Source organism: Devosia algicola (assembly GCF_028816455.1).
In the GTDB taxonomy this organism is placed as follows: Bacteria; Pseudomonadota; Alphaproteobacteria; order Rhizobiales; family Devosiaceae; genus Devosia; species Devosia algicola.
Genome location: NZ_CP118246.1, coordinates 79049 through 103057 on the forward strand (window position 1 = coordinate 79049; position 24009 = coordinate 103057).

The 24009-nt window shown below is 60.6% G+C and carries 25 protein-coding genes and 2 pseudogenes; 25 read left to right on the top strand and 2 right to left on the bottom strand.

Annotated features, from left to right (window positions below):
* Nucleotides 1–2: 2 nt before the first annotated feature.
* The 18 genes and pseudogenes from PSQ19_RS00480 (at nt 3) to PSQ19_RS00560 (ending at nt 12730) form a co-directional block, all read left to right on the top strand.
* A complete protein-coding gene (locus tag PSQ19_RS00480) occupies nt 3–410 on the top strand; it encodes a DUF3168 domain-containing protein (protein ID WP_282219153.1) in 408 nt (135 codons plus the stop codon).
* 32 nt (nt 411–442) lie between these two features.
* Nucleotides 443–856: a phage major tail protein, TP901-1 family gene (locus PSQ19_RS00485; protein ID WP_282219154.1), complete on the top strand. Its 414-nt coding sequence runs from the start codon at nt 443–445 to the stop codon at nt 854–856.
* 22 nt (nt 857–878) lie between these two features.
* On the top strand, nt 879–1193 hold the full coding sequence (locus PSQ19_RS00490; protein WP_282219155.1) for a gene transfer agent family protein: 315 nt from the start codon (nt 879–881) through the stop codon (nt 1191–1193).
* Nucleotides 1190–1381 carry a rcc01693 family protein gene (locus tag PSQ19_RS00495; protein WP_282219156.1) on the top strand — a complete coding sequence of 64 codons (192 nt, stop codon included), beginning with the start codon at nt 1190–1192 and terminating at the stop codon, nt 1379–1381. The genes PSQ19_RS00490 and PSQ19_RS00495 overlap by 4 nt, the downstream gene beginning before the upstream one ends.
* Nucleotides 1371–1919 (top strand): phage tail tape measure protein, encoded by a 549-nt coding sequence (locus tag PSQ19_RS00500; protein WP_282219157.1) that lies wholly within the window; start codon nt 1371–1373, stop codon nt 1917–1919. Before PSQ19_RS00495 ends, PSQ19_RS00500 begins: the two co-directional genes overlap by 11 nt.
* A gap of 42 nt (nt 1920–1961) precedes the next feature.
* On the top strand, nt 1962–2582 hold the full coding sequence (locus PSQ19_RS00505; protein ID WP_282219158.1) for a DUF2460 domain-containing protein: 621 nt from the start codon (nt 1962–1964) through the stop codon (nt 2580–2582).
* Nucleotides 2579–3469, top strand: coding sequence for a DUF2163 domain-containing protein (locus tag PSQ19_RS00510; RefSeq protein WP_282219159.1), 891 nt, complete (start codon nt 2579–2581; stop codon nt 3467–3469). The genes PSQ19_RS00505 and PSQ19_RS00510 overlap by 4 nt, the downstream gene beginning before the upstream one ends.
* Nucleotides 3466–3717 (top strand): annotated as a pseudogene (locus tag PSQ19_RS19605) (peptidase); the annotation flags it as partial. The gene PSQ19_RS00510 and the pseudogene PSQ19_RS19605, both read left to right, overlap by 4 nt.
* A gap of 200 nt (nt 3718–3917) precedes the next feature.
* Nucleotides 3918–4214 (top strand): hypothetical protein, encoded by a 297-nt coding sequence (locus PSQ19_RS00515; RefSeq protein ID WP_282219160.1) that lies wholly within the window; start codon nt 3918–3920, stop codon nt 4212–4214.
* Nucleotides 4215–4233: 19 nt separating this feature from the next.
* The gene (locus PSQ19_RS00520; protein ID WP_282219161.1) at nt 4234–5352 is read left to right on the top strand and encodes a baseplate megatron protein TIM-barrel domain-containing protein; all 1119 of its coding nucleotides are present in this window, start codon (nt 4234–4236) and stop codon (nt 5350–5352) included.
* Nucleotides 5288–6589, top strand: a pseudogene (locus PSQ19_RS00525) (glycoside hydrolase/phage tail family protein); the annotation flags it as partial. The gene PSQ19_RS00520 and the pseudogene PSQ19_RS00525, both read left to right, overlap by 65 nt.
* Before the next feature lie 340 nt (nt 6590–6929).
* Complete coding sequence (locus tag PSQ19_RS00530) at nt 6930–7667, top strand: GTA baseplate fiber-binding domain-containing protein (protein WP_456077521.1); 738 nt, start codon at nt 6930–6932, stop codon at nt 7665–7667.
* Nucleotides 7660–8424 (top strand): glycoside hydrolase family 108 protein, encoded by a 765-nt coding sequence (locus PSQ19_RS00535; RefSeq protein ID WP_282219164.1) that lies wholly within the window; start codon nt 7660–7662, stop codon nt 8422–8424. The genes PSQ19_RS00530 and PSQ19_RS00535 overlap by 8 nt, the downstream gene beginning before the upstream one ends.
* Nucleotides 8425–8494: 70 nt before the next feature.
* Nucleotides 8495–8791, top strand: a complete 297-nt coding sequence (locus PSQ19_RS00540) for a hypothetical protein (RefSeq protein ID WP_282219165.1) — start codon at nt 8495–8497, stop codon at nt 8789–8791.
* A gap of 26 nt (nt 8792–8817) precedes the next feature.
* A complete protein-coding gene (locus tag PSQ19_RS00545; protein ID WP_282219166.1) occupies nt 8818–9477 on the top strand; it encodes a response regulator transcription factor in 660 nt (219 codons plus the stop codon).
* Between the two features lie 30 nt (nt 9478–9507).
* Nucleotides 9508–10893: a sensor histidine kinase gene (locus PSQ19_RS00550; protein ID WP_282219167.1), complete on the top strand. Its 1386-nt coding sequence runs from the start codon at nt 9508–9510 to the stop codon at nt 10891–10893.
* A 46-nt stretch (nt 10894–10939) separates the two neighbouring features.
* Nucleotides 10940–11422, top strand: coding sequence for a hypothetical protein (locus tag PSQ19_RS00555; protein ID WP_282219168.1), 483 nt, complete (start codon nt 10940–10942; stop codon nt 11420–11422).
* A 159-nt stretch (nt 11423–11581) separates the two neighbouring features.
* The gene (locus PSQ19_RS00560) at nt 11582–12730 is read left to right on the top strand and encodes a hypothetical protein (protein WP_282219169.1); all 1149 of its coding nucleotides are present in this window, start codon (nt 11582–11584) and stop codon (nt 12728–12730) included.
* Here the strand turns inward: PSQ19_RS00560 and PSQ19_RS00565 are convergent.
* The gene (locus PSQ19_RS00565; RefSeq protein ID WP_282219170.1) at nt 12692–14602 is read right to left on the bottom strand and encodes an FAD-dependent oxidoreductase; all 1911 of its coding nucleotides are present in this window, start codon (nt 14600–14602) and stop codon (nt 12692–12694) included. The two genes, PSQ19_RS00560 and PSQ19_RS00565, sit on opposite strands and share 39 nt — an antisense overlap.
* A gap of 138 nt (nt 14603–14740) precedes the next feature.
* Nucleotides 14741–15799, bottom strand: a complete 1059-nt coding sequence (locus PSQ19_RS00570) for an FAD-binding oxidoreductase/lyase (protein ID WP_282219171.1) — start codon at nt 15797–15799, stop codon at nt 14741–14743.
* Between the two features lie 97 nt (nt 15800–15896).
* On the opposite strand from PSQ19_RS00570, the gene ccmI reads away from it, so the two are divergent.
* The 7 genes from ccmI (at nt 15897) to PSQ19_RS00605 (ending at nt 23876) form a co-directional block, all read left to right on the top strand.
* Nucleotides 15897–17036: a c-type cytochrome biogenesis protein CcmI gene (gene ccmI, locus PSQ19_RS00575; protein WP_282219172.1), complete on the top strand. Its 1140-nt coding sequence runs from the start codon at nt 15897–15899 to the stop codon at nt 17034–17036.
* Complete coding sequence (gene ccmE, locus PSQ19_RS00580; RefSeq protein ID WP_282219173.1) at nt 17033–17512, top strand: cytochrome c maturation protein CcmE; 480 nt, start codon at nt 17033–17035, stop codon at nt 17510–17512. The genes ccmI and ccmE overlap by 4 nt, the downstream gene beginning before the upstream one ends.
* On the top strand, nt 17512–19482 hold the full coding sequence (locus PSQ19_RS00585) for a heme lyase CcmF/NrfE family subunit (RefSeq protein WP_282219174.1): 1971 nt from the start codon (nt 17512–17514) through the stop codon (nt 19480–19482). The genes ccmE and PSQ19_RS00585 overlap by 1 nt, the downstream gene beginning before the upstream one ends.
* Complete coding sequence (locus tag PSQ19_RS00590) at nt 19479–19958, top strand: cytochrome c-type biogenesis protein (RefSeq protein ID WP_407649053.1); 480 nt, start codon at nt 19479–19481, stop codon at nt 19956–19958. Before PSQ19_RS00585 ends, PSQ19_RS00590 begins: the two co-directional genes overlap by 4 nt.
* Before the next feature lie 154 nt (nt 19959–20112).
* Nucleotides 20113–21633: a Do family serine endopeptidase gene (locus PSQ19_RS00595; protein ID WP_282219175.1), complete on the top strand. Its 1521-nt coding sequence runs from the start codon at nt 20113–20115 to the stop codon at nt 21631–21633.
* A gap of 53 nt (nt 21634–21686) precedes the next feature.
* Nucleotides 21687–22358 carry a response regulator transcription factor gene (locus tag PSQ19_RS00600; RefSeq protein WP_282219176.1) on the top strand — a complete coding sequence of 224 codons (672 nt, stop codon included), beginning with the start codon at nt 21687–21689 and terminating at the stop codon, nt 22356–22358.
* Between the two features lie 3 nt (nt 22359–22361).
* On the top strand, nt 22362–23876 hold the full coding sequence (locus tag PSQ19_RS00605; protein WP_282219177.1) for a sensor histidine kinase: 1515 nt from the start codon (nt 22362–22364) through the stop codon (nt 23874–23876).
* Nucleotides 23877–24009: the final 133 nt, after the last annotated feature.

The following is a 24009-nucleotide window of genomic DNA, read 5'->3' on the forward strand; positions in this document are numbered from 1 at the left end:
ACATGATGCATCCGATTGCGGCAGTGCAGACCCGGTTGGTGGCCGCGTTGGCGGCTGATGCGACACTGGCCGGATTGCTGGGGAGCGATGCGGTGTTCGACGCACCGCCCAAACACAAGACGGCACCCTATGTGGTGATTGCCCGGCATGATGTGCTGGCCCACGACACCGATCTGGTGACGGGCAATGAACATCGATTATTGCTGCATGTCTGGGCCAGCCAGGCCAGCCGCAGCGCGGTGTTGGCTATTGTCGAGGCGATGGTGGCAGCCCTGTTGGCGGTGGACCTGTCCGATAGCGACTGGCGGGTGACGTTGGCCGAGCATTTGCGCACAGACACCGACATTGACCCCAAGAGCGGGCAGGCGCGGGCGGCGGTCAGTCTTCGACTGTTCTCCGAGCTTGCCTGAAGGCACGTTTTTCAAATTTGAGAGGATACGACATGGCGGCCCAAAGCGGGAAAAACATGTTGCTAAAACTCGACCAGACCGGGTCGGGCAGTTATTTGACCGTGGCGGGATTGCGCAGCCGCGCGCTGGCCTTCAATGCCACAACCGTCGATACCACCGATCAGGAAAGCGCCGGACGCTGGCGTGAATTGCTGGCCGGCGGCGGGGTCAAGCGCGCCTCGGTTTCCGGCTCCGGCATTTTCAAGGACCAGGCCTCCGACGCCATGATCCGCACGCTGTTTTTTGGCGGCACCATTCGCAACTGGCAATTGATCATTCCCGATTTCGGCGCGGTGGCGGGCCTGTTCCAGATTGTGGCGCTGGAATTTTCCGGCGATCACGCCGGGGAAGTCACGTTTGACCTGGCACTGGAAAGTGCGGGCGAACTGACCTTCACCGCCGCCTGACAACTAGAGGGGAGCACAAAAAATGGCAAATCCGCAGCGCGGTGAAGTTGAAGCAAGAATTGACGGTGAGTGCAAAACGCTTTGCCTGACGTTGGGCGCACTGGCCGAACTGGAGGGCCGGTTGCAAACCGGTGATCTGGTGGGACTGGCCGAACGATTTTCGGGTGGGCGCATTTCGGCGCGCGATCTGACTGCCATTCTTGGCGCTGGATTGCGCGGCGCGGGTAATGCCATTTCCGACGATGATCTGGCGCGCATGAGCATTGAAGGGGGGCTCAAGGGCGCCGCCGAAATCGCTGCCGCCCTGTTGCGCGTCACCTTTGGAGAAACGATGTGAACGCCTTTCCCTGGGCCAATGTCATGCAGTTCGGTTTTGGGGTGCTCAAACTGTCGCCCGAGGCCCTATGGACCATGACGCCGCGCGAACTTGCTGCAGCCATGCGGGGCGGGCAACGTACGAGTGCGAGCCCATTGGTCCGTAGTGAACTGACCCGATTGATGGAGCTTTATCCCGATGGCCGATAATCTGTTTCCGGACAATTTTGGGAGCGAGCTGGGCGATGTCTCGGTGGAACTGGAACGGATCGGCAATCTGGCCGACGGTGTTTCGCGCTCGTTGAGCAAGGCATTTCGCGGAGCGTTGACCGATGGCAAATCGTTCAAGAGCGTTTTGGGGGATATCGCCAGCGCTTTTAGCGACATTGCGCTCAAGGCTGCCATCAAGCCGCTCGGTGATCTGGTGGGCAATGCGGTGGGCAATCTGTTTAGCGCCACCAATCCCGTTTTGGGTGGAGTGACCCCGTTCGCCAAAGGCGGGGTGATTGCCAGCCCGAGTTATTTTCCGATGAATAGCGGGCTGGGGCTGATGGGCGAGGCCGGGGCCGAGGCCATCATGCCTTTGCAACGCGGCAGCGACGGGCGTCTCGGCGTCGCAGGGGGCGGCGGCGCGGTCAATGTGACCTTTAATGTGACTGCCAGCGATGCGCGCAGCTTCGTGCAAAGCGAGGCCGATGTCAGTGCCATGTTGCTGCGGGCGGTCAAGCGCGGCGCGCGCGGCAACTAGCAACCGTTCAATTCCTGAAACCTAGTTAGATCTGAGGGCAACATGGCTTTTCATGCCGTGCGCTTTCCGCTCGACATTGCGCTTGGCGCGCGAGGCGGGCCGGAACGCAAGACCGATATCATCACCCTGGCCAGCGGGGCCGAGGAACGAAACAGCCGCTGGGCGCTTTCGCGGCGGCGCTACAATGCCGGTTACGGCGTCAAGTCACGAACCGACATGCAGGCGGTATTGGCGTTTTTTGAAGAACGGCGCGGGCGCTTTCACGGTTTTCTGTGGCGCGACGGGCTTGATTATTCGTCGGGCGCCGCTGTGCCTACGCCGACGGATCAGACCATTGGCACTGGCGACGGCAGCGCCGCACATTTTCAACTGACCAAGCAATATGGCGCCAGCTTTGACCCGTTTTTACGCCCGATCACCAAACCGGTGGTGGGCAGCGTACGGGTGGCGGTGGATGGCGTTGAAGCAACCAGCGGCTGGCTCGTTGATGCTGATACCGGGATTGTCGAATTTGCCACGGCGCCGAGTGCCGATGCCGTGATTACTGCCGGATTTCTGTTCGACGTGCCGGTGCGGTTCGATATTGATCGGCTGGAAATCGAACTGACCAGCTTTGACGGCGCCGAGGCACCCAATATTCCGCTGGTGGAGATAATGCCATGAGGACGCTGGACGCAGGCTATGCAGCCCATATCGCCAGCGGGGCGACGACTTTGGCCTATTGTTGGCGCCTGACGCGAGCCGATGGGACGGTGCTGGGATTTACCGACCACGATCAAATATTGCGGTTTGAAGACACCGACTTTGTGCCCGCCCATGGGCTTGATGGCAGCGAGGTGCCAGCCAAACTGGGCGCACAGGTCGATACTGCCGAAATATTGGGTGTGCTCCATGCCGATGCGATAACCGAAATCGATATTGCATTGGGGCGCTATGATGGTGCGGGGGTTGAAACCTTTCGCGTCAACTGGCGCGATGTCAGCCAGCGTGATCTGCTGCGGCATGATACAATTGGCGAGATTGTGCGCGAAGACGGGGTGTTTCGCGCCGAATTGCGGTCGGGTCAGCAAGCGCTCAACCAGATCAAGGGGCGGGTCTATCAGCGCCTCTGCAATGCCAGCCTTGGCGACAATCAATGTGGCATTAATCTGGACGTGCCTGCCTTTCGCGGCTACGCCAATGTTGCCGCTATTGAGGGGCGTTTTCGACTGGCGCTGAGCGGATTGAACAGCTTTGCGCCCGGCTGGTTCAACTTTGGTCATGCCGTCTGGACCACCGGGCAACGATCCGGTTTGCGCGACGCGGTGCGGGCGCAACAGCGGCTGGGCGGCGTCGAAGTGCTCGAATTTGCCGCGCCAGTGGGCGATTGGGCCAGTGTTGGCGATGCGTTGACACTTTACGCAGGTTGCGACCGGCGTTTTGCCACCTGCGGCCAAAAGTTTGACAACAGCGTCAATTTTCGTGGTTTTCCGCACATTCCCGGCAGCGATTATGTGCTGCGCTATCCGCGCCAGGGCGATGCGCTGGACGGGCGGGCGGTGGTGCGATGAACCCCGATCTCGTGGTGGCGGCGGCCCGACAATGGTTGGGCACGCCCTATCGACATCAAAGTGCAACACTGGGGGCTGGTTGCGACTGTCTTGGACTGTTGCGCGGCGTGTGGCGTTCCCTTTATGGCAGCGAGCCGATGGCCATGCCGCCCTATAGGGCCGACATTCGCGACCATGCCCACGCCGAAACGCTCCTGGGGGCAGCGCGGCTCCTGCTCACCGAGACCAGCGGGGTATTGGCTGTGGGGCAGGTCGTACTGTTCAAGGCTCAACAATGCACCGTACCCCAAGCACTGCGGCATCATGCTGGGCGCGCAAAAATTCATCCATGCCCAGGAGCGGCTTGGCGTGATCGAAGCGAACATGACGCCGGGTTGGGCCAGACGGCTGGCCGGGCAGTTCGACTTTCCACCAAACAACTGATTTTTCTTTTTGATAGGAGGCCACGATGGCAACTCTGGCCTTGTCATTGGCTGGACAGGTTGTGGGCGGATTGGTCGGCGGACCGATTGGCGCCACGGTCGGCCGGGCGCTGGGCGCGCTGGCAGGCAGCGCCGTCGACAATGCGCTTTTTGGCGGTGAACCGGCAAAAACCCAGGGCGCCGATGTGCGCCTGCAGGGATCAAGCGAAGGCGGAGCGATCCCCCGGCTTTACGGCTGGAACCGGGTCAGCGGCAATGTGATCTGGGCACGCGAGACTCGAATTACTCGAGGCCGCAGGCAGCGGTGCCAAGGGATTTGGTGATCAAAATACCGATGACGAAGTGGGCGCCAGTTTCGCGGTGGCCTTTGGCGAAGGTCCGGTGCAATTGCTTGGTCGCATCTGGGCTGATGGTCAATTGCTTGATCCGGCGGGATTGAACTTTCGATTTTATGACGGCAGCGACGATCAATTGCCCGATAGCCTGATCGAGGCCACGCAGGGCATGGGCGCAGCGCCCGCCTATCGCGGCATCTGCTATATCGTATTCGAGCAATTGCCGCTCAGCCGCTTTGGCAATCGCATTCCGCAATTTTCGATCGAGTTGTGCCGGGTTGTCGGCGCGCTGGAACCGATGATCAAGGCGGTCACGGTGATCCCCGGCGCCACCGAATTTGGCTATGATCCAACGCCCCGACTACAACTGTTGGGGCCGGGTGAAACGCGCGGCGAAAATAGTCATTTACTGGCAAGCCAGAGCGACTGGAGCGTCTCGATTGACCAGCTGCAGGCGCTTTGCCCCAACCTTGAGCATGTCGCGTTGGTAGTGGCATGGTTTGGCGACGATTTGCGCTGCGCCAATTGCAATATCGGGCCACGGGTCGAGGACAATAGCCGGGTCATAGACGCGATAACCTGGAGCGTTGCGGGGCTGGGGCGAAGCGAAGTGCCGGTGGTCACGCGCCACGATGGCGGGGCGGCCTACGGCGGCACGCCTTCGGACAGTGCCGTGTTGGCAGCCATTGCCGATCTCAAGTCTCGCGGCATCGCGGTTACGCTTTATCCGATCATTTTGATGGACATTGCCAACGACAATAGTCTGGCCGATCCCTATTCGGGCGGGACAGGGCAGGCGGCCTATCCCTGGCGCGGTCGCATCACCTGCGACCCGTCGCCGGATCGGGCGGGCACACCCGACAAGACCAGTGCCGTCGATGCGCAGATCTCGGCCTTTGCGGCGCGCTATCGGCAGATGATGTTGCACTATGCCCAACTGGCGGCAACCGCCGGCGGCGTCAATGCACTGCTGATCGGCTCGGAAATGGTCGGCATGACCACTTTGCGCGGCGCCGGCAACGGTTTTCCATTTGTCGCCGCACTGACGACACTGGCCGCCGATGTGCGTGCCATTGTCGGGGTCGGCACCAAAGCTCACCTACGCCGCCGACTGGTCCGAATATAGTGGCTATCAACCTGCGGGCGAAAAATTCTTTCACCTCGACCCGCTCTGGGCTTCGGCCAATATCGACGCCGTGGGCATCGATAATTACATGCCACTGGCCGACTGGCGCGATGGCGAGACGCACACTGATGCGTCTATGGCCAATTCGATCTATGAGATGAACTATTTGCGGGACAATATTACCGGTGGCGAAGGCCATGATTGGTATTATGCCAGCGATACGGACCGGTTGTCGGGCACCAGAACACCGATTACGGACGGGGCGGGCGAGCCGTGGATATGGCGTTTCAAGGACATCGCCAATTGGTGGAACCAGCCGCACCATGACCGTCCCGGCGGCGTGCGCGAGGCGTCATCGACCGCCTGGGTGCCGCAGTCCAAACCAATCTGGTTTACCGAACTGGGCTGTGGGGCGGTAGACAAGGGGGCCAACCAGCCCAATAAATTTGCCGATCCCAAAAGCGCCGAAAGCGGCTTGCCCTATTTTTCCAATGGCAATGCCGACCCGCTGATGCAGCGACAGTTCCTGCGGGCGCATCAGGCATTCTGGCGTGATCCGACCAATAATCCGGCGGGGATGGTCGATATCGACCGGCTTTATCTCTGGACATGGGACGCGCGTCCCTATCCGGCATTTCCCGGCTTGCTCGATGTTTGGGCCGATGGCGGCAATTATGCCACCGGCCACTGGTTGAGCGGGCGGCTCGGCGGCGTGGCGGCGGACGAGTTGATCACCGCGATTGCCGAGGACTTTGGCGTGGCGCTGGACCGCGTGGAGGTCAGCGGGCCATTTCTTGCGGGCTATCAACTGACCGGCGCGGGAAGCTGCCGCGACGCGCTGGAGCCGGTGCTCAAGTCTTGCGGTTTGAGCCTTCGCTCGGCGGCGACAGGATTACAGATTGTGCCCGCCCGCGTGCAAGTGGACATGATTGTCGATCCCGAAAAGCTGGCGGTTACCGAGAGGCCGACAATATCGCGGCGTCGCGCCGATCCGGGTGAAGCGGTTAGTCGGGTGGCGCTGACCTATATAGATCGCGAGCATGATTATCTGACTGCTGAAGTCAGCGCGGTGCGCAACGATGCGGGTACACTTTTCGGGCACACGAGCGCGCTGGTGCTGGACATGTCCAGTGCGCGCTTGGTGGCGGAGCGGCAATTGGCCGATCTTGACCAGAATATCGAAACGGTAAGCATGGTGTTGCCGCCCTCGCTCGGCGCCGTCGAAACCGGCGACATGCTGACGCTCTCGGGCATTCTCAGCACGCTGTTGCAGGTCACCGAAACCCGCGACGGCGGTACACGGGCGATCACGGCCAAAAGCCTGCCTAATCCGGGCGGGATCACCATAACGGCGGCAGTTTCAGCGCAGACTCGCGCCGCACCAATGGCGCGGGCAATGCCGCTGGTTGCCATCGCCCAATTACCGCCAGTGCCAAGCGATCCGGCAAAAATGCGTCTGGCAATTGCCGCTTATGCTGAACCATGGCCGGGCGCCGTTAGCGTGGCCGATACGGTCAGCGGTGTGCAACTGGCCCAACTATCTCGCCGCGGCGCCGTTGGCGTGACCCTTGACGCATTTGGCCCCGGGCCAACGGCGGTTTGGGACTTGGCCAACAGGCTTTCGGTCAAGGCTCTATGCCGGACATTTGGCCTCAATGGCGCCCACAACGGTGCTGGCCGGGGGCAATCGTCTGGCGGTGGAAACAGATGCTGGCGGTTGGGAGGTCATCGGCTTTGCCAACGCCGAACTGGTGAGCCCGCAAACCTATGAGTTGAGCCAGCTATTGCGCGGACTTCAGGGGACGGACGCAGCCATCGGACCGGTTGCGGTGGGTCGCCGGATCATAATGCTCGATAGAAAGACGACCATCTTGCCGGTCGGCGGTGCCTGGCTAGAAGGCGATCACGCCCTGCGGGTCTATGGTGGCAGTGCCGACGTGACCGGCACGCCGCTTAGCCTCACCAGTCGGCGCGAGGTGGTGTTGCCGCTGGCACCCGTGCACCTTCAAGCGCTGAAGCAGCCCGACAATAACGATATTGTCTGTCGCTGGGTCCGGCGCAGCCGGGCCGATGATAATGGCTGGGTCGCCGAGGACGCGCCTCTGGTGCTGCTTCCTGAACGCTATCGGTTGACCATTTCGCTGGCGGGCGTCACCCGGCGCACCATCGACTGCGACGCGCCCGAATGGACCTATACGCAGGCCGACCAAATTGCCGATTTCGGCAGCGTGCCGGAACATTTCGAGTTTGCCATCGCGCAGATCGATCCGGTTTTTGGCCCCGGCAACCTCGGTGCAGGAGAGTTTTATGGCTGAGCGCTTCGCGACCTGCCTCGCCCTGGTGCTGAAATTGGAGGGCGGCTATGTCGATAATCCCAACGACCCCGGCGGCGCCACCAATAGGGGAATTACTCGCAGGACGCTGGCGGCGTGGCGCCAGATTCGTCCCTGGGCCGATTTGGCCAAGACCGAGGTCAAAAGCCTCAGCCGTGCCGAAGCGGCACAGATTTATCGTGCCAATTATTGGGACGTGATCCGGGGTGATGCGCTGGTGCCGGGCCTTGATCTGGCACTATTTGATTTTGCCATCAATTCCGGACCGGGCCGAGCGGTAAAAACCCTGCAACGCTTGTTGGGTGTCGTGGCCGATGGCGTCATCGGCGTGCGGACATTGGCGGCGATTGACGACAAGATCGCGGCAGCGGGCGCCAGTAACCTGGTCAGACAATTGTGCGCGGATCGACTGGTTTTTTTGCAAACCCTCTCAACCTTTGCCCATTTCGGCGTCGGCTGGACGCGTCGGGTCAAAACCGTTCAGGCCGCAGCGCTGGCCGCCGCAGCCAAATCGCGCCCCAAAATCCCTTCAACAACAATCTGGAGTTCCATCATGGCTTTATTGAGTGGCTACAAGACCTATATTGTGGCGGCAATCATGGTGCTGGCGGGGATTGCCCAAATTCTGGGCATCGACCTGCCAGCGATGGATGGCAGTTCGGCAGGCCAACTGATCATGCAGGCGCTGGCAATGATATTCTTGCGCCACGGCATCAAAAATACCGCCGGGAGTGCATGAATGAAAATGGTACTTTGACAGCGCCGCCACATTCATGTCCCATTCAGCAAGACTGACATAGTTTGGCGCCATGGAAAAACCGATAGCAAAATTTCTGACCTGCGTGTTAATGGTGGTGGGCTTGGTGCTTGCCACCAGCCCTATTGCTATGGCCCAGGGGGCGTGCCTGGACAAGCGCACCATTCAGGAACAGGTCTCATCTGGCCAGATCATGTCGCTCGACGCCGTTTTGGCGAGCGCGGGCATTGACGGTAACCAGAAAATCCTTAGCGTTCAGGTCTGTGACCAAGGCGGTCAGTTAGTGTATGTTATCGGCGTGTTGAGCCCTGACGGGCAGGCACAGAACTTGGTTCTTGGCGCACAGTAGCACTGTGCGCGGTTGGGGGATGGCCGATGCGTATTCTGGTAGTCGAAGATGATACCAACCTGAATCGTCAACTCAAGGAAGCCCTGACCGAGGCCGGTTACGCTGTTGATGTGGCATTTGACGGTGAAGAGGGGCACTTTCTCGGCGATACCGAACCCTATGACGCCGTCGTACTCGACATCGGCTTGCCGCAAATGGATGGGCTGAGCGTTCTCGAAGAATGGCGTCGGTCGGGAAAATCCATGCCGGTCCTGCTCCTTACGGCACGCGACCGCTGGAGCGACAAGGTGCAGGGGATCGATTCAGGCGCTGACGATTATGTAGCCAAGCCCTTTCACATGGAAGAAGTGCTGGCCCGCATCCGGGCGCTGGTCCGCCGCGCCGCCGGGCATGCTTCGAATGAGATTGTGGCGGGTGCCGTGCGGCTCGATGCGCGCTCGGGCAAGGTGACCGTCGACGGCCATTCGATCAAGCTGACCAGCCACGAACTGCGCCTGCTCAGCTATTTGATGCACCACAAGGGCAAGGTCATTTCGCGCACCGAACTGACCGAGCATCTTTATGATCAGGATTTTGACCGCGACAGCAATACCATCGAGGTATTTGTCGGCCGCCTGCGCAAGAAACTGCCGGACGAATGTATCCAGACCGTCCGTGGCCTGGGCTATCAGATTGCGGAAGACTAGTTTGGCCGACTGGTGCGGGCAGGGCGCTAGATGAAAAAGGGCTCCATCGCCGCTTCATTGTTCTGGTTATCGGCCGGTTGGCTGGTGGTGGCCCTGGTCGCGACCGGCTTTCTGCTGACCGAACTCTATTCGCGGGCACTCGACACCAGCCTGACCGAAACACTGGAATTTCACGTCGAGAGCCTGACCGGATCGCTACTGGAAACTGGTGATCCGAGGGCGGCCAGCATCACGCTCAATGATCCCCGATTCGACCGGCCACGCTCGGGCTGGTATTGGGCCATCCGGGGCGGCAATGGCGAACTCTACAATCTGTCGACATCACTGGTGGGGATCGATCTGCCCATATTGCAAGGCGATGCGGGGCAATCGGGCGTTCGCACCCAAGTGTTGAACGACGTTTTCGGCACCCAGATCAGGCTTGTCGAACGCACCGTGACCGTCGGCGACAATAGCTACGAAATCGTGGTCAGCGGCAGTCTTACCGAAATTTTGCAATTGGTCGGCGATTTTCGCGGCCAGGCTTTTATCGTTCTGGGCGCGGTCGGCGCCATGCTGGCGATCATGAGCGCCATTGTCGCCCGTTTCGCGTTGCGGCCAGTCGGACGGTTGCGCGCCGCCATCGAAAGCGTCCGCGAGGGCGATAGCGAATCAGTAGACGGCACCTATCCCACCGAGATTGCGCCGCTGGCCGACGAGGTCAACGAACTGCTGCGCTCCAATGCGCAGATCATCGAGCGCGCGCGCAATCAGGTCGGCAATCTGGCCCATGGCCTGAAAACCCCGATAGCGGTATTGCGCAATGAAGCCAGCAACGACAAGGCGGGGTTGGCCGAGATCGTTTTGTCCGAGAGCGACAAGATGAGCAACATGGTCGCGACCTACCTCGAACGGGCGCGATTGGCGGCGCGAACCTCGATTGTCGGCAAGAAATCTGACGCCACCATGATCATGCTGCGCCTGACCCGCGTCATGCGCAAAATTCATCCCGACTGTACCATCGCCTTCCAGCGACCAGACGCCTCGCTGCCCTGGTTTCGCGGCGATGAGGCCGATCTCGAGGAAATGGCCGGGAACCTGCTTGAAAATGCCTGCAAATGGTCAAAAGGCCAGGTTGGCGTGCGGCTTTTGAGCGAGCGCGGCGACAATGGAGCGCTGCTATTGCTGCGGATTGATGATAATGGTCCGGGCCTTTCGGAGGCCGACGCCCAAAAAGTGTTGCGCCGCGGTGTCAGGCTCGACGAGAAAACGCCGGGCAGCGGATTGGGACTCGATATTGTCAAGGAACTGGTTGATGTGTACGGCGGCAGTCTTGAGTTGAAGCGATCGGCTCTGGGCGGGTTATTGGTGGAACTGCGCTTGCCAACGGCCCGACTAGGGGGCATGACCAAAGGCTCAGGCATAGACTCAATTTAGCCCCATGCCCAAAATAGAAGCAGCGACCCGCAAGAGATTTGAGCACATGAACACATCAGTCCGTTTCGCACTGCCATTGCTGGCCCTGGCACTAACCGGGTGTACCGGCATGAGCCGCACCAGCACCGTCTATCAGGCCCCGGTTGCCGCGGCACCGACAGTCACCGCGCCGGTATTTTCGGGTCCGACTCCGGCCCAAACCACGCGGGCAGCGCTGCAAACCACCAACGTCGGCTCGGGTTTTGTCGATTCGGCGGCTCTGTCGCTGATGTCGTCCAACGACACGGCGCAGGCCAGCAGCGCTCAATATTATGCGCTGCAGTTCGGCCGCCCCGGTGCGCCCCGGGCCTGGAAAGGCGACAAGGGCGTAAGCGGTGTCGTCAATGTTGGCCCCTATGTGCGCGTCAACAATCTCGATTGCCGCGATTTCACTCACACAGTCACGATCTCAGGTAAGGATTATGTCCGCAAAGGCACCTCGTGTCGCGAGCAGACGGGCAATTGGGGCGTCGTCGGCAATGTGGGGTGATCTGCTGGCGCTCATTTGAGGCACCACAAAGACGGATTGTTTACCTTGCGGGACTAGGCTGTGACCAAGCCTGGTCCAGTAGTAATAGTCCCGATGCCATTATCCAACTCACTCGCGAGCGCACAATCATCAACGCCCCGGCACCGTCGGCATGAAGTTTTGGCCCCCGGTCGCCCGTTTGCGGGCCTGATCGACGCGGTGTTGGTGGAGGATCCAGTCGAGTTTACCTTTGCCGGTTCGATCAGCCGGGAGCGGGCAGAGGCCATCTGGACATGGGTCGCGCGCGATCTGTGCGCCGACGTGATCGACTATGAACGCGCGGCCGACAATAGTCTTGAGATGAGCGAACTCGAACCGCTCATGCCGACAATTCTGAAAAAAATGCGTGATGCTGCCCAGGCCGCCAAGGCCAATGTCGAGGCAGAGCGCCGTCTTATCGCCCAATTGCGCGGCGAGGCAGGTTATGAGCGCCTGCCCATCATAATGGATGCGTTACGCTGTCGCGCCCTGCTGGTCAAGGCGCAGGCCTTCGGTCAGGCCACCAACGATATGAGCGACGACGCAGCACTCGGTGGTGCCCTGCAATCCATGCCGTTGCAGGACGCGCCGGTCGCAGCCTTGTTGCTGCACGCCGCCGTAGGCCACGTTGCCAATCCCTCCCGGATGGTCAAGAGCGTCGTGCGACTGCTGGGAAGTGGCAAGGAAGCGGTGGTCGAGCGTTCGGGCTTTGCCCCGCTCATCGATGCGCTGTTGGCACACGCCCAGAACCAGGCCTATTTACTCAAACCGGTCGGCACTTTCGCCGATATTGACCTGACCTGTCGTGGTCTTGAGCGATTTCATCGGTTGGTGCGCGCCGTCGCCGGTTATGTCGAACTGAGCCGCAACAGCCGATGGGGCATTGTGGTGGGGAGCATGACCAAGCATGTTTCCGAAAGGATCGAACCCCGCCTCAAGCAAATTTTGCCCGACATCAACCAAACCATGCGTAAGGGACGTGAAGGCGCCGACCGTCTCGACGATGATCGCTTGCTGGCGGCGCTCAACGGTATTTATCTACTGGCAACGATCCGCGACTGCAGAGACTCACTGGCCCTCAATGCCCTGCTTGATCAGGCATGGAGCCACGCGGGCGAAACCCTCGAACTGCATTTGAACCGAAATCTTGACGCGCTGCGCCACAACCCCGACGATGTGATGACGGCTCGGCGTCTGGAGGTCGGAATCAAGATGGCCGAGGTGCGCTTTAATCGCCAATATGCCGATACGTTACGACGCGCCCGCCTCAGCGCGGAGCGGCGCGGCTGAACTCGTGCTGCGATAGGGTTCGGCGAGCCGGGCCGCAACGGGGCGATCAATTTCGCGCACGCTCACCCCAACACCTTCGACCGCCGAGATAGCCCGGATCAAGCCGACAGGCCGCCCATTGTCGGCACCAACGATCACGCCAATGGCCTGATGCGGGTCGGTTTGGTCTGAATTGGCAAATATCAGCGAACCGGGATCCAGGGCGCGCGTCTCGACCAGTGTCAATCGCCACAATTGTGCACTGCGGCCAAATCGCCCATGCAAAAAGTCAGGTACCATAGGCGGCATATCGCGGGCCGGTCGCTCAGATGCTTTTTGTGGCGCGAAGTGATCCAGTTCGGCAATGGCGACCGAGCGGGCCTGCGCGATAATTCCCGCCTGGTCAAACGGTATGTCCCCGATCTGCACCCCGGCGGCAACATCGCCGACCTCGAGTGCCTGGGGTTGGTCGGCCAGCGACCAGGGCGTCGGCCGGGCAAAAAGCAGGCGGCGGCGCTCGGCGCCCTGTATGCCGATCAGGCTGCTGCCACCATCAAGATAGGCGGGTGCGCCGGCAGCGGCATTGGGTCGCGTCACCGGCGTTGGCCCGTCGGCTGTTTCGTAGATCGGGTCAATGACGCGCTCCACCACAGGCTTGCGCTTGCGCGAAAACAGTTGATTGGCCGCGTCCGTGCCGCTGTGCAGGCAGGCATGCTTGCTGACCCAGCCAGCAGCAGCCCCCGCCAGAACGATATGGTCCGGTCCGCCGAGCGCTTCCAACCGATGCTTGTCCCGGCTCCAGTGGCTGGCACCACCAACGCCGTGCCATAGCGCCAGATCCGGCTGCCATCCCCCGCACACCACCAACTGGTCGCATTGGTGGGGCGTAACATGCTGTTCCATCCCCTCAAGCGCCAGCGCCAGGTTGATGGTCAGCCGCTCGGTGCGCGAACTGCTGGGCTCGGCACGAACAGGGGCGGAACCGGCAACCTGGGTCATACCGTAGGCCTTGGCAAATTCGATGAAACGCGATTGGGGGTTCAGCCGATTGTCCACCAGCCGCTTTATGGTAATGCCCGCGTCGCTGGCCATCATCGCCAGGCGATAGGGCGCACTGGTCACGCTCGCCAGAACTGCCGAATTACCCGCCCATATTCCATAATGCCGACCGCGCCAGAAGGCTTCGAGGGCACCGGTGACGCCGGGCAGCCGATTGCCGCTGAACAATGGCAGGCGCTCAACGGCGCCGGTGGCCAGAATGAACCGCTTGCTGGTCACCGCCAGCAATTTGCCGCGTGGCCGCGCGCCCGCCGTTTCCACGTGATGCACCAAAACCCGTCCGGGACGCAAAAGTACGACTTCGGCGCGCAGCAAGACGGTAATGTTGGCATGCTCGGCAATGGCTTTGCCCAGCCGGGCGGCGCTTTCAGCAGGCGTCGGTTCACCGTCGATGGTGCCGAACAGTTCGGCGGTGCCACCAAGCCACCCCTGACGCTCGACCAAAACGACGCTGTTACCGCGCTTGGCGGCGGCAACAGCCGCGCTCATGCCGGCAAGGCCACCACCGATAACCACGAGATCAACGTCGCTGCGCCCCCCGTGCGGCGCGTCGAGCCATGTCGGTGGCATCGAGCGCGGCTCGTCCAGATTGAAGCCCAGCGATGTTGGTGCCCGCCCGACCATGGTGGCAACCCGCCCGACCGGCCCGGCGCGTCGATAACTGCCGATCAACTGGTAATTGGCGCCATTGGTGGCCGGAAGCCGCGAAATCGGGATGGCGTGGCCCGGCTCGTCGACGAGCGCTGTTTCAATGGCGGCAGGCGCCAGCCTTTGTGTCAGGCCAATGGGATGGCCGCGATGCGTGCCCAGCGTATCAATGCCATTGGCCAGCAAGGCGCTTAAAACGCTGTCACCAGAAAAACCATTGATCAGGCGACCATCGAGCCGAAAGGCTCAACGGCGTGTTGCGCACAATGGCAGTGCCCGTCAACGGGTGGGATGATGATGCGGCGAGGCGGTAAATCTGACGCTTCATGCCGCAACGACCGCGCTATAGTCGCCAATGTGGGGACCCGCACCGACGCCGCGGTCGGCGAAATAAGTGGATTCGCCGATACTGGCCTGTCCGACGAGGTAGCGGGCGAGTGCTGGTGCCAGGAACGGGGCGACCAGGCCGAGCCCCGCCAATATGGTCGGACCCGACGGCGTCAAGGTACCAACGAGCGGCGCCCCATGGCGAGTCGCCAGATGGGTGAACTGGTCCTGACCCGCGAGGCGTAAATGGCGATGCGGCTTCAAAAGGCCCGCCAACTGGGGCAGGGCCCGATCCGGGGCGAGGGGCGACGTGGCCGCTATCCCCCCGGCGGCACCTTGGCTCAGTTGGACGCCGCTATCAATCTGAACCATGACCGTAGCTGCCAGCGGCGTTGTCGGTTCAGTCAGGATACTGGTGCCGGTTGCCCTGTTGAAGCGTGATTGCAGCACCGCAGGCGCCAAATTTGCCACAATCGCCCCGTCATCGGCGAGAACGGCGTTGCGGGCGGCAATCTGATGCTCGCCGGCGTTGAATACCGCGCGCCCCTTTCCATCGCGCCGCGTGGCCAGTGTTGCGGTCTGGTGCTGCGATATCTTGTTGTCGTCGAGCCATTCCAAAAGGGCCGAGGTTAGCGTGACTTGATTGAGCCAGAGAGCGTCACGCCACCGGATGGCCTGTCCGTTCACCTCGCCACTGCTCACCCGCTCGACCGGATGGCCGAACCCATGCGCCATATGGCGAATATGGGACAGGGCCTGCACGCCGCTGGCACTATTGGCCAAAAACATTGGATCGGCACGCAGCAGGGCCGCCTTGCCGCCAAGATGGGCAATCAGCTTTTCAGTTTCGGGCACACAGGCTGCCAGCATCGACCAGGTTTCGGGCCGGGTCAGCGGCGCGACCGACAGCGCCAACCCGCCAGCCAGCGAAAATGGCGATGGTGGTTGGCCGATCAGAACAATTTTTTGCTTGTGAGTACCTGCCAGCAGGGCGGCGAGTAAAAGCGCCAGCGGACTGTTGCCGACAACAGCAAAATCAACCTCGATTGGTGTCATTGCATCTCGACCGCCGGCAACGAATTGTTCACCTGTGGCAATAAGCCCCCGCCGATCACGCGCGTTTTTGTGGTTTTCCGCCACATTGCGACTATAGATGCGGGACCATCAATTTCCCACGGCGTCGAGCCTATCCCAACCTATGCTGCTCTGGTTAATAGTCACTATCGTTACCGCCATCGCCTGTGCTGCGTTGTATTATGCGGCTACTGCCCGTCCGGTCAACGCGGCAGCAGGCGATTCAGTAGCAACCAACAGGCATTTCCAGCAGGTTTTGGCAGCCATCGATGCTGACCGTGCCACCGGCAAGCTCGGCGAGGCCGAGGCCGAGGCAGCAAAGGGCGAACTGGCCCGCGAAATCATGCGCCACAAGGCAGAGGTTTCAACGACCTCAAAAGGGCTGTTATTTGGCGGCAATATGGCGTTTGCTGCGATCCTGGCCATTGGCGTTCTGGCGCTGGGCACCTACCAACTTGTGGGCCGCCCCGATATGCCCAGCCAGCCATTAGCAAGCCGCGCTGACGCCGCCCAGGCTATAGACATCAAGGAAGCCGTGACCCGGATTGAAGCGCAACTGGCCAGCAATCCCGATGATCTGCGTGGCTGGCGTGTCCTGGCACCGGTCTATATGCAATCACAACGGTTTGCGGACGCCGCCAAAGCCTATCGCCGGATCGTGGCGCTGGGCGACAAGACGGCCACCGCACAAACGGATCTGGCCGAAGCGCTCCTGATGCAGGCCGATGGCGATGCCTCAGGCGAGCCGATGAGACTATTGCAAAATGCCCTGATACTGGACCCCGGCGACGTCCGGGCACGATTTTATGTCGCCGGTGAGTTGACGCGACAAGGAGATTATCCTGCCGCCGTTGACGCCTGGAAGGCGTTGCTGGCACTGTCCAAGGGTGGCGAACCCTGGCTGGCGACGGCAAATCGTGGGTTAAAACTGGCGGAGGCCGATGGCGTGCCCGAGGAGGGTGCAGATATCAGCGCTGAGGATCAGAACGCCATGATCCAGGGCATGGTCGGGGGACTGGCAACAAGGTTGGCGGATCAGGGCGGCCCGATTGAGGATTGGGTGCGGCTGGTGCGCTCCTATCTGGTATTGGGCGACAAACAGTCGGCCCAACAGACTTATGACGCGGCCGTGCAAGCCTATCCCAAAACGTTCGACCGCGCCGATCTCGACACCATTGCCGCCGCCGGCGGGCTGACATTAGAGGGAGCCAAGCCATGACATCGCCATCCCTGAGCAAAAAACGAGGCTGGACCCGCAAGCAGAAACGCCTTGCGGTCATCGGCGGCTTGGCCATCGTCGTCGGTCTGGCCACGACGCTGGTGCTGGTGGCGCTGCGTGATCAGATTGTATTCTTTTATGCCCCGTCTGACCTGCGAGCCCAATCTGTAGCGCCCGGACAGGCCATTCGCCTTGGCGGGCTGGTCAAGGATGGCTCATGGGTGCGGGACGGGGAGACCAACACCTTTGTCATTACCGATGGCGGCGCCGAGGTCACGGCCAAATTTGTCGGCATCCTGCCTGATCTGTTTCGCAATGGGCAGGGCGTAGTGGCCGAAGGCGCGATGACGCCACAGGGTGACTTTGCTGCCACCAACGTTTTGGCCAAGCACGACGAAAACTATATTCCAAAAGAGGTTGTCGAGTCCCTCAGGGCACGCGGCGAATGGCACCCCGAGACAGAGGCCGCAAACTGATGCCCATCGAACTCGGCCATTTTGCTCTCATTCTCGCTTTCGCCATCGCCAGTGTCGCCGCCATTGGCGGCTTTACCTTCTGGCGCAGCGGCGAGCGAATTGCCCAATTTGTCAGCCAGGCCGCGCTGCTGCAGTTTGTATTGACGGCGGTGGCTTTTGTCGCGCTGATCCAGGCATTCATTGTGTCAGATTTTTCCCTGGCGCTGGCGGCCAACAACTCCAACCCGGTCATTCCCCTGCTGTTCAAGATTTCCGGCGTCTGGGGCAATCATGAAGGCTCCATGTTGCTATGGATTTTGATCCTGGTCGGTTTTGGCGCCATGGTTGCCGTCTTTGGTAAAAACCTGCCCCGCGACCTGCTGACACTGGTACTGGCGATGCAGGCACTGCTGACCGCCGCCTTCACCGGCTTCACGATTTTCACCTCCAACCCGTTCTGGCGCCTCTCTCCGGCCCCGCTTCAAGGGTCTGATCTCAATCCAGTCCTGCAGGACGTTGGCTTGGCCATTCATCCGCCGTTGCTTTATGTCGGCTATGTCGGCTTTTCGATCTGCTTTTCATTCGCCATCGCCGCGCTGATTTCCGGCAGGATCGACGGGGCCTGGGCCCGCTGGGTACGGCCCTGGGCCATTTTGAGCTGGCTGTTCCTGACTCTGGGCATCGCCATGGGGTCCTATTGGGCCTATTACGAACTCGGCTGGGGCGGCTGGTGGTTTTGGGACCCGGTGGAAAATGCCAGTTTCATGCCCTGGCTGGCCGGTACGGCGCTGCTGCATTCGGCCCTGGTGATGGAAAAACGAAACGCGCTCAAGGTGTGGACAGTGTTCCTGTCGATCATCACCTTTTCGCTGTCGCTGCTCGGTACCTTTCTGGTGCGCTCGGGTATTCTGACCTCTGTACACACTTTTGCCAGTGACCCCACGCGCGGTCTGGTTATCCTGTCGTTATTGGCGCTGTTCATCGGTGGGGCATTTCTATTGTTTGCCCTGCGAGTGTCGTCGCTGCGCCTTGGCGGCCTGTTTGCACCGGTCAGCCGCGAAGGGGCACTGATCCTCAACAATCTGTTTCTGGCAACAGCAACCGGCGCTGTATTGGTCGGCACGCTCTATCCGTTGGTGCTGGACGCATTGGCCGGCGTGTCGATATCGGTGGGCCCACCTTTCTTTAATCTGACCTTTGCCGTTTTGATGTCGCCGCTCTTGATCGTGCTGCCCTTCGGGCCACTGCTCGCCTGGAAACGCGCCGATGTGGTTGCCGCCGCCCAGCGCCTGATCGCCGTGGCGGCGCTGGCGATTTTCCTGGCGGTGTTGATTTCGGCACTGAGCGGCGTGACAATTTCCATGGCACCCATCGGTCTGCTGCTGGGTTTCTGGGTTGCGTTTGGTGCCTTTGCCGAACTGGTCGAACGCGGCCGGATCGGTCGCATTCCACCAATGGACAGCGTGCGGCGTCTGGCCGGGTTGCCGCGCACCACATGGGCAACCGCGATTGCCCATTTCGGCGTCGGCGTCACCGTGCTGGGTATTGTGGCGACCAGCGCCTGGGAAACCGAATTGGTCACAACACTCAATCCCGGTGAAACAACAACATTGGCCGACTACACCATCGCCTTTGACAGTTTTGGTCCGGTCAATGGCGCAGGCTTCACCGCAGAGGTCGGCACCTTTACCGTGACCAGCACCGACCATAGTACGCGCCAGATGCAGGCGGCTCGGCGCACCTATCTGGCCAGTGGGTCCCAAACCACCGAAGCGGCGATCCAGACCTATGGGTTTTCCCAGCTTTACCTGCAACTCGGGGAAGCGGTTAACGGCACCCATGTTGTGCGTCTCTGGCACAAACCCTACATCACGCTGATCTGGATCGGCGCGCTGTTTATGGCATTTGCCGGCGCGCTGTCACTGACGGATCGTCGCTTGCGGGTCGGCGTTCCCAAACGCGCCGCGCGCCAGACCAGCGGGGCGGCATGATGGGGTGGCTGCGCGCGGTGCTGGTGATGGTGCTGTGCCTGTCGCCCATGTCTGCGCTGGCTATCAGCCCCGATGAAGTGCTGGACAATCCGGCCCTTGAATCCCGGGCGCGTGATATTTCCGCCGAGATCCGATGCCTGGTGTGTCAAAACCAGTCCATCGATGATTCTGACGCCGATCTGGCGCGCGATCTTCGCCTTTTGGTGCGCGAGCGTCTTGTTGCCGGAGACAGTGACGATCAGGTGCGCCAATATCTTGTTGATCGTTACGGCGAATTTGTTTTGCTCCGTCCCCGCATCGAACCCCGGACAATATTGTTGTGGGGTGCGGCGCCGGTGCTGCTGCTGGCGGGTCTGCTCATCCTGTTCTTTGCGGCAAGGCGCGCCCAGCCCAGTCGTCCCGAAAAGCTGACAAAGGAGGAGCAGACAGCGCTCAACGATCTGTCGCGCAACCTTGCGGACCCGGATCGGCGCTGAACGGTTACAATGTGATCAAAGCTGGGCACCCTGGCGCCTTGGTGCTGCCGCGAGCATTACCATAGTTTAATGTGAGCGCAACTTAGCAGCAATGACGGCTCTTATATCTATAGGCCCACAAGCTGTTGAGAGCTTTACCAAGGAGACTGATTAGATGCGTTCGACATTTCTTTCGCGTACCCGTCGCTGGCTCGGTGCCTCCGCCCTGGCATTAATCGTTGCCATGGGTGGTGTATCCACCGCCCTGGTCATGACCAGTGAACAGGCAACAGCGCAGGTTCAAGTCCAACCCGCCGCGCAGATCGTGCCGCCGGGTGTCGCGCCAACGCAAGGTTTTGCGGATCTGGTCGAGGCGGTTAAACCGGCGGTGGTCTCAATTCTGGTTGAAGCGCAGGAGACCGGTGCATCCGGTTCGCGCCGCGGGCAGCCGAATTTCAACTTCCCCGATCTGCCAGACGGGCATCCGTTCAAGGACTTTTTCGACAATTTTGGCCAGCAGGGCGGCAATGGTCAGGATAAGCCTCAGCCGCGTAAGTTTCTTGCTGCCGGTTCGGGATTTGTGATCTCGGCGGACGGCTATATCGTCACCAACAACCATGTGGTCAAGGACGCCACCAAGGTTACCGTGGTGTTTGACAATGGCGACGAAAAGGTTGCCTCCATTGTCGGAACCGACGAGCGGACCGATCTGGCCGTGCTCAAGATCGATGGCACCGATATGCCGTTCGTCAAACTTGAAACCGAGCGTAGCCGCATTGGTGACTGGGTGGTGGCCGTTGGCAATCCATTCGGTCTTGGTGGCACCGTAACGGTTGGCATCATCTCGGCCGAAGGCCGTGACATCGGTGGCTCCAGCTACGGTGATTTCCTTCAGATCGACGCGGCTGTCAATTCGGGTAACTCGGGTGGGCCCGACTTTAACCTGAAGGGCGAGGTTGTCGGCGTAAATACCGCAATTTATTCGCCAAATGGTGGTAATGTTGGTATCGCCTTCGCTATTCCTGCATCGACAGTCAAGCAAATCGTTGATCAGTTGATCAAGGGTGGCACGGTTGTTCGTGGCTTCCTGGGTGTGTCCATTCAGGACGTAACGCGCGACATTGCCGACAGTGTCGGTTTGCCCTCGCCAAAGGGTGCCATCGTACGTGAACCGACCCCTGATGGTCCTGCCGGCAAGGCGGGCATTGTTTCCGGCGATATCATTACCGCTGTCGACGGCAAGCAGATCAGTGACGCGCTCGATCTGTCGCGCACCATTGCCAGCAAGGCACCAAGCACACCGGTCGAACTGACCATCTGGCGCGATGGTGCTGAAACCAAGGTCAAGGTCACGCTCGAGACGCTCAAGGAAGAGACCGCCGATGCGCAGGACGCAACGCCTGTGCCCCAGGAAGAAGTTGCGCCGGCAAAGTCCAGCGTTGGATTGACCCTGGTGCCCAATTCTGATGGCAGCGGTGGCCTTCTCATCCAGAATATCGATGAGAACAGCCCCGCAGCGGAAAAAGGCTTTGCCGTCGGTGACGCCATTCTCGAAGTCGACAACAAGCCTGTTGCCACGCTTGACGAATTCGAAGCCGCCATCAAGGGTGTCAAGGACAAGGGATTGAGCACAGCTTTGGTGAAAGCCAGCCGTGATGGGCAGGCCCGCTTCGTCGGCTTGCCACTGTCTGAATAATCAATTTGGCGACCTCGGGGCTTGGTCCCGAGGTCGCATCGTTGGGGCCGCACATGAAAATCCTGCTAATCGAAGATGATCGTGAGGCCGCCAGCTATCTCATCCAGGCGCTGGACGAAGCTGGCCACGTTACCCACCACGCCGCTGACGGTGAAACCGGCTACGCCATGGCTTCGGGCATGGACTATGACGTGCTCATCGTCGACCGCATGTTGCCCCGCCGCGATGGACTTTCCATCGTTGAGTCACTGCGGGCTGAAGACGACAAGACACCCGTTTTGATATTGTCCGCGCTTGGCGAGGTCGATGATCGTGTTACCGGCCTGCGGGCCGGCGGTGATGATTATCTGACCAAACCCTACGCCTTCACCGAATTGCTGGCGCGCGTCGAGGTGCTGGCGCGGCGCACAAGCCCCTCTGAGGCGGCCACCAGCTATGAAGTCGCCGGGCTGTCGCTGGATCGACTGTCCCGCAAGGTCGAGCGCGACGGCGATACCATTCTGCTGCAACCACGCGAATTTCGCCTGCTCGAATATCTGATGAAAAACGCCGGCAAGGTCGTGACCCGGACAATGCTGCTGGAAAATGTCTGGGACTATCATTTCGACCCCCAGACCAACGTGATCGACGTCCACATGTCGCGTCTGCGCGCCAAGATCGACAAGGGCCACGCCAATCCGCTGCTGCAAACCGTGCGCGGCGCCGGTTACATGATCCGCGAGTAGCGCGTGTATCGACTGGCCCAGATATGGCGCACCTCAACCGTTCGGCTGACCGCGACCTTCATTCTGATTTTTGTATTGTTCTCGATATTGCTGATGGGCTTTATCGGTTGGCAGTCCAGTGTTCAGATTCAACGCCAGCAGGCCAATGACATTGATCGCGAAGTGCGTCAGGTCCAGCGCCTGGAACATCAGCAGGGCGTGCGCGGCATCGCCTTTGCCATTGAACGGCTCTCGCGCAATCCCGGCCCGGGCATCTATTATCTTGGCGACCTGTCGGGCCAGTATCTGCTCGGCAATGTTTCAACCATTCCCGCCGATGTGCTGCAAAATCCGGGGATGTACAGTTTTGAATATCAGCGCTCGCTGCCTATCGATGCCAACGATGACAGCCCCGAGGACGTCCGGCGCGGTTATGCGGTTGCCCGTTCAATATTGCTCGATAGCGGCTTGCGCCTAATCGTCGGCCGCGACGTTGTCGAACGGCGCGGCTTTACCGCCATCATCATTCAGAGCTTTCTGGTGGGGGTGGGCGGCATATTGCTGTTCTCGTTGATAGCCGGCGGCGTCACTGCGCGCCGCGTGCTGCGGCGCATCGATGCCATCAGTGCCACCTCGACCACCATCATGTCCGGCAATCTGTCCGAGCGCATTCCCATTACCCGTCGCAATGACGAGTTTGATGGGTTGGCGACCAATCTCAACGCCATGCTGGACCGCATCGAACAGCTGCTGCAGGGCCTCAAGGAAGTCACCGACAATGTTGCCCACGACCTGAAAACACCGCTGTCCCGCCTGCGCAATCAGGCCGAGTCGGCGCTGCGCGATGGGGCGGACAATGAACAGCGCCGCATCGCGCTCGAAACCACCATTGTTGAAAGCGACAAGCTGATCCAGACATTCAACGCGCTGCTGATGATTGCCAGAGCCGAAGCAGGTGCGCCCTCGGGCGCCCTGAGCGATGTTGATGTCAGCGCGGTTGTCGCCGACGTCGCCGAGCTTTACGGCCCCGTCGCTGAAGACGCCGGGCTTGAGCTGGAGGCAGCGATTGCCGACGGCATCCACTTGCACGGCAATCGCGAATTGATCGGTCAGGCCATGGTCAATCTGGTTGAGAACGCCATGAAATATCATGAGCCGGGCGCGGGCGTCGCCGGAAAAATCCGGGTGAGCGTCGAGCAACGAGACAGTCGCGTGATCATCGAGGTCAGCGATAACGGCCCCGGCATCCCGCAGGCGGACCGCAAACGCGTGCTGGAGCGCTTCGTCAGACTCGAAAAAAGTCGTACCGAACCAGGCTCCGGGCTTGGCCTGTCCTTGGTGGATGCAGTCACCCGCCTGCACAAGGGCACGTTCCAGGCTCGACGACAACGCTCCCGGCGTTCGCGCCATCATCGACCTGCCCGTTGCTTGAGAGCGATTGCAATCGCGGCCCACGTCCATGTAGCGGGGCGTGGCGCTGGTGCTCGTGCCCCTTGTCGCGCTCAAGCCGCCACGCTATCCCTTGGCAATGAGCATTGATCTTTCACCCCTGCCCAAAATTGATCATCCGGATGTCGATCTTTGGTTGAGCGAACTGCCGCCCGAACTTCAGGAGCGCATGAGCGCTGCAACGCCGTGTCTTGGTCCACTGTTGCAGTCGGCACCCTTTCTG